Here is a 9,521-nt window from a genome sequence, read left to right on the forward strand (position 1 = left end):
GTCACGCAGGGAGCGAGTCATCGTCGCCCTTCTGAGATGAAGGCTCCTCAGCCGTCTTGTCGACCACGCGTTTACGCCCTCCGGGCGGGGCATACGCTGCCGCATTCGTGACTGTGCCAGTAATTATGACGCTAGTACGGCCGTCACCTTGATCTTCCAGCTGCACGATCTCATCATCGTGCATGGCATCAACCGGCGCTACGATAAAGACTCCATTGGCAAAGGCTACGCGCATATTCTTCAAACGTGATTCCAGTGCTTCAATGTCTTTATCGAAGGCTCTGGCAGGAACATCAGCCGTGTGCAGATACGCCGTAAAATCATCGCGATGAGTGATATCTAGATGCTGTTGCGCAAATGCGGTCGGATCGAGCACTGGCACCGGGCTCTGCAACTCTGACAACGTGGCCATAATATAGTTGATGCGAATATCAGGATCAGTGACGTACTTATTAATCCATTCCGTCGTCGCGTCATGGAATCGCCGAGTCACCTCCCGGGGTTCGTTCTTCTGCCGACATCCCAGAAATCTCTCGAGGAAGAAGCGCGCCATTTTTCCGGTCATTTGCCGGTCGGCAGCCCAACCTTCGATACCCTCCTCCGAGATTCCCTCTTCGGAGAACAATGCAATCTTGTAGACCTTGGACTTTTCAGTGAAAAGAAGATCAGCAAAGTACTGCATGTCGAAAGTCCGCAAGCCGTTAGAGTAAGTCTCTTTTGCCTGCATTCCGGTCTCCTGCTCCAACTTAACAAGGAGCAGCGCACGCATTCCGGACAACCTGGCATCAGCTACCAATAGCAGGCCGGCAGGACTCACTCCCGTTTGGCTATTACGGAGGAGATGGACCATGTCCGCCGACACTTCGACAAGGTCGGACTCGCCAGTCAGGAAGGCGTGGACATACTCCGGAAGCGATGACTTCGATTCCGGATCCTCTTCGATCTCTCTTCCCGTCGCTGCCAGTACACCGCGAAGCTTGGCCTGCAGCGCTGTACGGACGGCATCGTTGAGGTTGCAAACCGTCTCGCTGAGGGGGATTTCCTCCGTAGGGTCGGAGCGTCGGCGCTGCGGAACGACGTGCACGATCGCCTGCTCAATAACGAGATCGCCAAAATTGGTCCGCAACTTACCTACCCGTAACTGCTCTCAGACGTGGAAACCCACATCGGCCTCTGAATCCACCAGGTAGCGACCCTCCAGCAGGTGAGTCGCTCGGGGCCGCACCAGCACGCCGCCAAGCCCACCAGTCGACCGCCCCCTCGTGCCCGCATGGTGACACACCGCGACATTCCTGGGGAGTGACTCGCGTCGTCTGTCTCAATATGAGCTGTTCAACGGCCTGGAGCTGTCCTCCACCTCAGCAGTGTGGTGCCGTAGCAGTGCATCCCAGGTGTCTCAGCGGCCCCTTCCACAGCCGTGCCACACACGTGCCAGAAGGAAGGGGCAGCGACGGACACCAAGGTGCGCTGTCAACATCTAAGACTCACCTGGCGGTCTCTGCCAGCACTGGTCAGACGCCTGATCCCTGAAGAGCGTGCGGTGATTCCCAAGCTGAGAGCTCGAGTCCAATGCTCGTCTCCCGCTCCACTACGAACGTCCAGATTCAAAGCCAGGCCCCCTTCTACTGCCTACGGCCATCGGTCGTCACGTGTCAGACTCCCCTCGTGAGTGAACTCGTGACCGCGATCGTCAGCGGAGCGGCTGGTCTCGCCGTGGGGGGAGCGGCTTCGGCAGTTCAGGTGTGGAAAGTGAGGAAAAACGCGACTGAGGCCAACAGGGCGCGTAAGGCGCGGGACGCCCAATTGGTTGGCGAGATTCGGGCCACGGGGCAGGCGTGGATCGAGTACCTCCTGCGCACGTGTGTACGGCTAGCTGACGGCCAGCGCGTTGACGAGCCAGCGTTCACGGCCCGCGCAGATGAGCTGCGGGAATCCGCCTACCAGGCCATGACAAAGATCCCGCCTACAAATAACGATGACTTCTTCTATGGGTCCTTTGGTGACCTGATGAGGCGGTTGCAGCAACAGGTTGAGGACGCCGTCCGGCGTGACGACCGCGACCTTGCGAGGTGGTTGCTCGCCCCTGGCTCAGCCCTTCAGGTTTCCCGCCATGACGTCTTTACGCATGCGCAATTTCAGCGGCGCATGTCGACGAAGCATTTGTATCGCTTGATCCAAAATGGCGACTTGAATCTCGGTTCTGGTGGTTCTGCGCCAGGAGATGAAAACTGATTGGCCTCCGCGCCCACCTGCCAGCGCCGAGCTGAGCCCGGGTCCTCGCTGTACAGCAGCGAAGTACAGCAACCCCAGCGTTCCCTCACGGTCGACGGCGCGCGTCCCGGGCCCCTGCGTGACCGCTACGGCCGTTGTTGGCCCACCCGCATAGAGCTACGGACCAGAACGCGCTTCTTCTCTGCGCCTGTACGACCCAGAGGAGCAGGACCCGCGGGTGGCGAAATCACGCCCTCTACAGGGCGGGCGTGCAGCTGTACCGTGCGATCCGCGTACAAAGAACCAACCTCAGGGCACTGGAGCCAGACCTGTGATAGCCATTCAACTTGCGTCTGAGGGAACGAACACGGCCTCCATCGCCGCCATAGCTGGCGTGGCCGGCGCCCTGGTGGGAGGGGTGGCCACCGTTGCCGCCGCCCGTTTCTCCAGCCGGGGAACCGTGGGTGCTGCCGCGAAATCGGGAGCCGACGCCTACGGCATGTCCGTTCGGCAGACACGGATGGACTCCTACCAGGAGTTCGCCAAGGCGGCGCGCCTGGCACTAAGTCAGATCCAAGACGCCGTCAACTCAGTCGGGGCATACAGCCAAAGCGCCGGAGAAGGCGAACGCCGTGGTGCAATCCCATCCCTGCAAGACCTACTCACCCAACTAGACCCGATGGGCGATGCCGCGATCCGCGTAAGGCTCGCTGGCCCAAAGGTCGTCGCCGAAGAAGCGTATGTAGTGCTTGAGAAGTGCGGGGACGCGTTGGGTGACCTGGAGAGCTACGTCGGACTGGTCCAAAGCAGCCCCTTCATGTCAGTAGACAGCGATGATCTCACGATCATTACGGAAGGCCCCCTGATCCGATACCGCGAGGTAGCAGCCTCCATCGGAGCTGCGTCGAATGCGATCGCAGGGTTCCTTGACGTGGCCCGTGATCATCTCGACGACTGGAATGGAAAACCCGCTTAGCGGTGTACCGAGAGCTGTCCCGGCCGCACACAGGTCTGCGCCCGATGATTGCCTCACTGTGTGACGACCGTGACAGACAGTCGCGAACAACCGTGGACGTCAGCGGACCATCAGCGCAGGTGACAAGCGCATCGCCCCAAGGACAGTCAGCATCCCAAGTTGCTTCGGGACGAAGTGGTCCTCGTGCTGTCCAAGGTCAGCCGAAGTCGGCAGACAACGCCAGAAGCCCACGGCGTCTGAGCTGGTCAGAGCCGTGGACTTCTCTTGCTGCGCAGATCAGCGGAAGCGTAGCTCAGAAGGCGGGCTCACGCGGTTCGCTCGTCGCCAGAAGGTGGCCGCGGCTAGTTGCGACGCGGAGGATGTCCCGCAGAGCCCCGGTCAGCTCTTTGATCAGGCATCGCATCTCGTCAAGGACTGCGTCCTGGTCGTCGAGGGTGTCGGAGGCTTGCTCCAGCAGCTGGGCAGCCGAGCCTAGTTGGACCGCTTCGATGTTGTCCGCCAGGCGGGACACGTAACCACCCCGATCGTCGGTGCTCAGGTAGCACGGTTTGCCGTCCGGGCCCGTCCACGGGAGGAGTCGCAGTTCGTTCCGTGCAGTCATTCTTGGGTCTGCCTCTCGTCGGTCACGTGGTGGGTAGTGAAGACGGCGTCTACGCGATCTCCCGGGAACGCCAGGAGCGCAGCTTCAATGACTCGGCCGGTGGGGTCGGTGGCGATGCGGGTGATGGAGAGGACGACCGATGCCGGGCCGAGGCGAAGGGTTGATGCTTCGTCCGGTGTCGGGGGACGAGCGCACACGGCCTCTCGGAGAGCGGCCGGAGGCGGGGTGAGTACGGCGAATCTTGTGGCTGCGTCTCGGCACGTGGAGTCGTCTTCGAACATTCCGGCCGGGGCCAGGTCGCGAGGCATATAGATGCGAGCCAGACCGCGCGGAGACTCCCCTTCATGGCTGATGCAGGTGATCTCCACGATGGGACTGCCCAATGGCACCTTCAGCAGGGTCGTGAGGTGCGCTTGGGCCTGAACGATGTTGCTGCGGACGGTGACGCGCGATGCCGGCTCGGCGGCAGTCCGGGGGTCCAGGGTGCCCCAGCCGCCGACATACAAGATCTTGCGGTGAGGGCGACGGGCGAAGTTGCCTTTGCCGTGGATCTTCTCCACGAGGCCTTCACCCTGGAGTACGGCGAGGGCTCTCCGGAGGGTCACCGTGCTGACCTTGTACTGGTCGGCAAGGTCGGCTTCGGACGGCAGACGTTCGCTGGGCTGAATACAGCCAGCGGTGATCTGCTGACGAAGATCGTCGGCAATGTCGGAGTGGCGTGAGCGCATGGAGCCGGTCACCGCCTTCTCAGAATGCGCATGGCGACAAACCGGGTACGCGCGTGCATGGTCAGCAGCTCGCCCGACTCGAAGAGCAATTGTTTCGCTCCCTGGGGAAGCTGAATAAGATCTCCCACCCGGCAGGCCTGGCCGCCGAGTTGGATGACGTCGCCGCGCCGAACAGTGGCCGCAGTGATCTCGATGCTGGAGACCAGCACACCGCCAGGGGCCCACGCGCTCACCGTGTCACCTCCGTGGGCATGCACGGGACGGGAGACGAGTGGCACGGGCAGTCACACGCTTCGCAGATCACCGGGAGGTCGTCCGATACCAAGGCCGGGGAGGATTCCGTGCAGCAGGCGTGTGTGCCGATCCTGCAATCGGTTGAGCGATAGGAGACGACTGAGATACCTGAGACGTGTGGTTGTCGACGAGGTGGCATCAGTGGCCTCCAGCGAGGAACGCCCGGCCATCCAGCGTCAGGTGAGAAGCAGCGATCATCGAGCCTGCCCGAACATGCCTTTCTGAGGCCAGCACGTACGGGCGGACGAGCGCAACGTCTTCCCCTCTGAGCAGGGTTCGGTGGGGCGCCACGTCGGCAGTTGCCCGGCCCAGGAAAGGAGTCGGCACGCCAACGGTTTCATGGGAGGCGAGCGGGGACGCCGGAGGGCAGGACGGCGTTAACGCACGGCGGTGCCTGCCTTTTGAGCAGTAGCGCGCCCTGGCGAGGGCAAAGGCGCGGCGGATACGGTTGAGCACGCTGTTCAGCTCCTATCGCTGATAGCTCGGTCCCCCGACATCGCCCGTCGCGGGGACCGCTTTGCGTACGACCGCCCATAAGGTGCGGCCGTTCATGCTGGTGGCGAGAAGTCCGAACCGATCAGCCTCAGCCACCACGTCCAGGACCTCCCGCCATGACTCGACGGAGAGCGCATCGGGCACCTGCGCTTCCACCGACGTATGCCGGGTTCGTTCCTCCGTTCGCGCGGGCAGCCCGAGGGCGGACAGCCGGGCGGCGATGGCCGCCGCGCTAACTCCCGAAGCGGGCACAGGTCGGCCTCCGTCACCAACGATCACCTTCAGTGAAGCTAGTTAACTAGGTTAGAGCTAGTGGACTAGATTTTCCATATGCCTGAGCAGCCGCCCTATCTCCGCATCGCCGACGAACTCCGGCGGCGGATCGTTGAGCACGTGTGGGAGCCGGGAGACCGCCTGCCTTCCCGGTCTCAGATCGGCCAGGAGTGCGGCGTGGGCGAGAACGTGGTCCGCCGGGCACAGGAGCTGCTGATCTCCCAAGGAGTGCTGGAGGGTCGCGCCGGTTCCGGTACCTATGTCGCCGAGCCCCGACAGCGGGTGCGGGTGGTGCGGTCGTCGGCGCGCGAGCAGACGACCGGGTCACCCTTCCGGACCGACATGAAGGCCGTGGGCAGACAAGGGGATTGGGAGAGCCGGACAGACGCCAAAGTGCCGGCCCCCGCAGACATCGCGACGCGACTCGGCATCACCGAGGGCGAGTTGTGCGTGCGCACTGCGTACGAGTTCCTGGCGGACGGCAGGCCGGTGCAGCTGTCGACGAGCTGGGAGCCGTACGACCTCACCGCCGGCACTCTCATCGTCCTGCCCGAAGGAGGGCCCCATGCGGGGCAGGGCGTCGTGAACCGTATGGCCACAATCGGGATCACCGTCAGCCATTCAGTGGAGCAGCCCGAGCCGAGGCAGGCAACCGCCGAGGAAGCGTCGCTACTCGGCATCCAGAAGGCCGCACTCGTCACGCACATCCGACGCACGTACTACAGCGACGAAGGGCGTCCCGTGGAGACGGCCGACATTGTGGTGCCCTCCGCCTTGTGCGAGGTCGTCTACGAGATTCCCATCAATCGATAGCCGAACAAGGCGGGCAGCACATGCGCAATGAGCGGCACGAGGAACGGTTGTCCGACGAGGAACTGGAGCTGTTCCTTCAGTACCTGCATCGGTTCGCGAACCATGACCTGGATCTGTTCGCCCTCATGGAGGTCGGCGATCCCGAGCACCCCACTTACGTGACCTTCAGCAGGACGCCTGAGCATGGCGTCGACGCGTCTGCCTATCGTCGGCCCTAGAGAAGACAGACCAGGCGAAGGAACCTGACATCCACCGCTGACATCAACGAGCCCGAACAGCGGCATACGACAGCGCCCCCGGGCGACCGTCGGACCAGCCGTCGACGGCCCCGGGGGCGGGCGTAGATCGAACTCCTAAAGCGGGTGTCGCAGGTTCGAATCCTGCCGGGGGCACCAGTTCAGAAGGGGTCCACCTCCGGATTCTCGGCGATGGCCCCTTCTGGTGTTCAGACCTGACTCAACAGCGCCGGTCGCTGTCGAGCGAGGCGCCTCCTCAGTAGACGTCCATGGTGATGCTGATCTGCGAGTGGACCAGGATCTCCATCACCAGCCCGGGCGCCACTCCGGTCATCGTGAGTAGCGGGGGCGTGCCATGGGGGCGTCGTGAACCGTCGGCCTGCCGGTCGGGCCTTTTATGATCTTGTGGGTCGGCTGAGGGGAGAGGCAGATGAGTCGTCGCAAGGTGACCCGCAAGGTCACTGCGGGCGTGACCGCGACGGTGCGGGAGTGGCGCGACGAGGAGGGGTGGGGTGTGCTGGACTCGTCCGAGACGCCGGGAGGGTGCTTCGGCCACTACGCCGACATTCAGGCACCTGGATTCCGCACGCTGACACCGGGGCAACAGGTGGATCTCGTCTGGGAAGCCCCCGGGTTCAAGCAGGACGGGTACGACTACCGCGCGGTCAGCATCACCCCCAAGTCCGTCTGACATCCGCACCTGGCGTCAACGGCCGCGAACGTCGGCCGCCTGTCGAAGCAACCGGGGCCGGATCAAACGACCCGCCGTTCAACGCCGGTCCGGCACCCTGCACCGCTCGGTGGCGGCCCGCCCTGACGACGGTCGGCGGTGAGGCACTCGCCCCGGCTGGGCTTCTCAGTCCAGGCGCCTTCGCCTTCGCTGTTCTCTGTCAGGAATACGGCGTCGGCGCGGACCGACGCGGGTGCCACTGACGATACGGGTGCGCCCCGGGTGGCGGCGTCAGCGCAGTTCCTCCGGGCAGGGGGTGCCGGGGGAGATCTGGTACGGGGCGCCCAGGCGGTAGATGCCGGCGCGGGGGGCGAGGAGTTCCGTCCACTCGTCGCCGTCCGCGTCCTCCTCGACCTTGAGGAGGCAGCCGTTGGTGTTGACGAAGGTGCGCGGGGTGCCGTCGTCCGTGCGCCGCTTGGACTCCTCGGTCTCCTGCGGCCGCTCCACGCTCCGGCCCTCGGCGTCGATGAGGGCGAGCCAGCGCGAGTACGGGACGCGGATCAGGACCCGACCCGGCTTCTTCACGTGGATGGTCAGTTCGCCCGCGCCCGCGCGGTCCACCGTCGCCGGCGGGTCGGCCAGCGGCACCGGGCTCTCCACCGCGTAGAGCCGCCAGTTGCTGTCGGACCACACCGGCTTCAGGTACGGCAGTCCCCCGTCGACGAGCTCCGCCTCCCGCACCGCGCCGCTGGAGTCGGGCCTGCCCTTGGGCAGCACCACGTAGTGCACGGCCCAGCGGTCGAGCCACTGGCGGTAGTTCGCGGTGTTCAGGGTGTCGTCGTAGAAGAGCGGGTTGCGCTCCATGTCGGCCTGCCGGTTCCAGCCGCGGGCCAGGTTGACGTACGGGGCGAGCGCGGACGCCTCGCGGTGGCTGCTGGCGGGGACGACCTCGACCCGGCCCTTCTCCGCGCCGACCTGTTGCAGCTGGTGGACGAGGGGGGCCAGCTCGCGCGCCCAGGAGGCGGTGGGGGCGGTGCGGACGATGTCGTCGACGCTCTTGAAGCCGATCCAGAAGTTCAGTCCGGCGAACGCGATGACCAGCGCGTACCAGCGCCGGGAGCGCGGCGCGGCGTAGGGCAGCGCGGCCAGCAGCACCACTCCGGCGTACAGCATCGCCATCCGCGTGATGTTCGACCCGATCTGCGAGTCGATGACGTACGTGAGCAGCGTCCCGATCCCGTACACGGCGGCGGCGGTGCGCACCGTCCGCCAGTCGCGCGGCACCAGGACGAAGACGAGCGCCGAGAAGAGGAACGGCAGCGAGAGCGTCGCGATCGACATCGGCTGCGTACCGGAGAACGGGAACAGCAGCGCCGACAGCGCCACCACCGCGACCGGGGCCAGCCCGATGGCGTACGCGCCGGGGCGCCGCTTGTGCAGGAAGAGCGCGGCGGCGACCACGCCCAGGAAGAGTCCGGCCACGGGACTGCTCGCGGTCGCCAGCCCGGCGAGCGGCGCGGCGACGGCCGCCTTGGCCCACCGCTTGTACCGCCAGCGGTGCGGCCAGCAGAACACCGCGGCCGTGGCGCCGACCGCGAACATCATGCCGAGCCCGAAGGTGACCCGCCCGGAGAGCGCGTTGCAGAGGTACGCGAAGACCCCGGCGAACGAGCAGGCCAGCGGGTTGCGGACGGCCCGGACCCGGACCAGGATCAGCGCGGTCAGCGCCGCCGACACCGTCCCGGCGATCATCATCGTGGTCCGCACGCCGAGCACGGACATCACGTACGGCGAGACCACGCTGTACGACACGGGGTGCATGCCCCCGTACCAGGCGAGGTTGTACGCGGTGCCGGGGTGCCGCCCGACGAATTCGGCCCAGGCGTCCTGGGCCGCGAGGTCGCCGCCGCTGTTGGCGCCGAGGAAGAACCAGAGCACGTGCGCGACGGCCGCGACGATCGTCGTCAGCAGGACCGGGTGGCTGCGGCACCAGTGCGTGAATCCGGTGGAGGGGGACGGCGGAGTGCGGTCGCCGGTGCGCTTCGTGTTCTCCGCGGCGGGTGGTGTGCTCTCCACGGTGCTCTTCGCCTCCGCGGCGGGCTCCGCCCGTCTCGGCTCAGCAGTGGTCACTGCGCATCTCCCCGTCCTTGTCCGGACCATGATCGGAGCCGACGGCGTACCGCGCGGGCCTTGTCTGCCGGAAGACGCGCCCCAGCATCCACAC

At 65.1% G+C, this 9,521-nt stretch carries 11 protein-coding genes and 1 pseudogene; 5 read left to right on the forward strand and 7 right to left on the reverse strand.

Going from position 1 to position 9,521, the window contains the following annotated elements; all coding sequences use genetic code 11:
• Window position 1 precedes the first annotated feature (1 nt).
• A complete protein-coding gene (locus ACWC97_RS23060) occupies window positions 2-1,126 on the reverse strand; it encodes a nucleoid-associated protein (RefSeq protein WP_450651273.1) in 1,125 nt (374 codons plus the stop codon).
• Window positions 1,127-1,665: 539 nt separating this feature from the next.
• Between ACWC97_RS23060 and ACWC97_RS23065 the strand changes: the two genes are divergently transcribed.
• Both ACWC97_RS23065 and ACWC97_RS23070 read left to right on the forward strand, forming a co-directional pair.
• Window positions 1,666-2,232, forward strand: a complete 567-nt coding sequence (locus ACWC97_RS23065; RefSeq protein WP_450651275.1) for a hypothetical protein — start codon at window positions 1,666-1,668, stop codon at window positions 2,230-2,232.
• A gap of 310 nt (window positions 2,233-2,542) precedes the next feature.
• Entirely contained in the window at window positions 2,543-3,187 is a 645-nt protein-coding gene (locus ACWC97_RS23070; RefSeq protein ID WP_450651277.1) for a hypothetical protein, read from the forward strand.
• 292 nt (window positions 3,188-3,479) lie between these two features.
• Here ACWC97_RS23070 and ACWC97_RS23075 read toward each other — a convergent pair whose 3' ends face one another.
• The 4 genes from ACWC97_RS23075 to ACWC97_RS23090 form a co-directional block, all read right to left on the reverse strand.
• Complete coding sequence (locus ACWC97_RS23075) at window positions 3,480-3,788, reverse strand: hypothetical protein (protein WP_450651278.1); 309 nt, start codon at window positions 3,786-3,788, stop codon at window positions 3,480-3,482.
• On the reverse strand, window positions 3,785-4,516 hold the full coding sequence (locus ACWC97_RS23080) for a GntR family transcriptional regulator (RefSeq protein WP_450651374.1): 732 nt from the start codon (window positions 4,514-4,516) through the stop codon (window positions 3,785-3,787). The genes ACWC97_RS23075 and ACWC97_RS23080 overlap by 4 nt, the downstream gene beginning before the upstream one ends.
• An 8-nt stretch (window positions 4,517-4,524) precedes the next feature.
• A complete protein-coding gene (locus ACWC97_RS23085) occupies window positions 4,525-4,749 on the reverse strand; it encodes a hypothetical protein (RefSeq protein ID WP_450651280.1) in 225 nt (74 codons plus the stop codon).
• A 529-nt stretch (window positions 4,750-5,278) separates the two neighbouring features.
• On the reverse strand, window positions 5,279-5,557 hold the full coding sequence (locus ACWC97_RS23090) for a hypothetical protein (protein ID WP_450651282.1): 279 nt from the start codon (window positions 5,555-5,557) through the stop codon (window positions 5,279-5,281).
• Window positions 5,558-5,635: 78 nt separating this feature from the next.
• Between ACWC97_RS23090 and ACWC97_RS23095 the strand changes: the two genes are divergently transcribed.
• Together ACWC97_RS23095 and ACWC97_RS23100 are read left to right on the forward strand one after the other, a co-directional pair.
• Window positions 5,636-6,391 (forward strand): GntR family transcriptional regulator, encoded by a 756-nt coding sequence (locus tag ACWC97_RS23095; protein ID WP_450651284.1) that lies wholly within the window; start codon window positions 5,636-5,638, stop codon window positions 6,389-6,391.
• Window positions 6,392-6,411: 20 nt separating this feature from the next.
• Window positions 6,412-6,609 (forward strand): hypothetical protein, encoded by a 198-nt coding sequence (locus ACWC97_RS23100; RefSeq protein WP_450651286.1) that lies wholly within the window; start codon window positions 6,412-6,414, stop codon window positions 6,607-6,609.
• A 277-nt stretch (window positions 6,610-6,886) separates the two neighbouring features.
• Here ACWC97_RS23100 and ACWC97_RS23105 read toward each other — a convergent pair.
• Window positions 6,887-6,988, reverse strand: a pseudogene (locus tag ACWC97_RS23105) (tyrosine-type recombinase/integrase); the annotation flags it as partial.
• A 69-nt stretch (window positions 6,989-7,057) separates the two neighbouring features.
• Here ACWC97_RS23105 and ACWC97_RS23110 point away from each other — a divergent pair.
• Entirely contained in the window at window positions 7,058-7,318 is a 261-nt protein-coding gene (locus ACWC97_RS23110) for a cold-shock protein (RefSeq protein ID WP_450651288.1), read from the forward strand.
• Between the two features lie 270 nt (window positions 7,319-7,588).
• Here the strand turns inward: ACWC97_RS23110 and ACWC97_RS23115 are convergent, their stop codons facing one another.
• Window positions 7,589-9,427 carry an MFS transporter gene (locus ACWC97_RS23115; RefSeq protein ID WP_450651290.1) on the reverse strand — a complete coding sequence of 613 codons (1,839 nt, stop codon included), beginning with the start codon at window positions 9,425-9,427 and terminating at the stop codon, window positions 7,589-7,591.
• Window positions 9,428-9,521 lie beyond the last annotated feature (94 nt).

It is taken from the genome of Streptomyces sp. NPDC001108 (genome assembly GCF_053598535.1).

Bases quoted from the DNA above. Each gene is read 5' to 3' on its own strand.
- ACWC97_RS23075 (WP_450651278.1), bottom strand. From the start codon at position 3,788: ATGACTGCACGGAACGAACTGCGACTCCTCCCGTGGACGGGCCCGGAC.
- ACWC97_RS23080 (WP_450651374.1), bottom strand. From the start codon at position 4,516: ATGCGCTCACGCCACTCCGACATTGCCGACGATCTTCGTCAGCAGATC.
- ACWC97_RS23095 (WP_450651284.1), top strand. From the start codon at position 5,636: ATGCCTGAGCAGCCGCCCTATCTCCGCATCGCCGACGAACTCCGGCGG.
- ACWC97_RS23100 (WP_450651286.1), top strand. From the start codon at position 6,412: ATGCGCAATGAGCGGCACGAGGAACGGTTGTCCGACGAGGAACTGGAG.
- ACWC97_RS23110 (WP_450651288.1), top strand. From the start codon at position 7,058: ATGAGTCGTCGCAAGGTGACCCGCAAGGTCACTGCGGGCGTGACCGCG.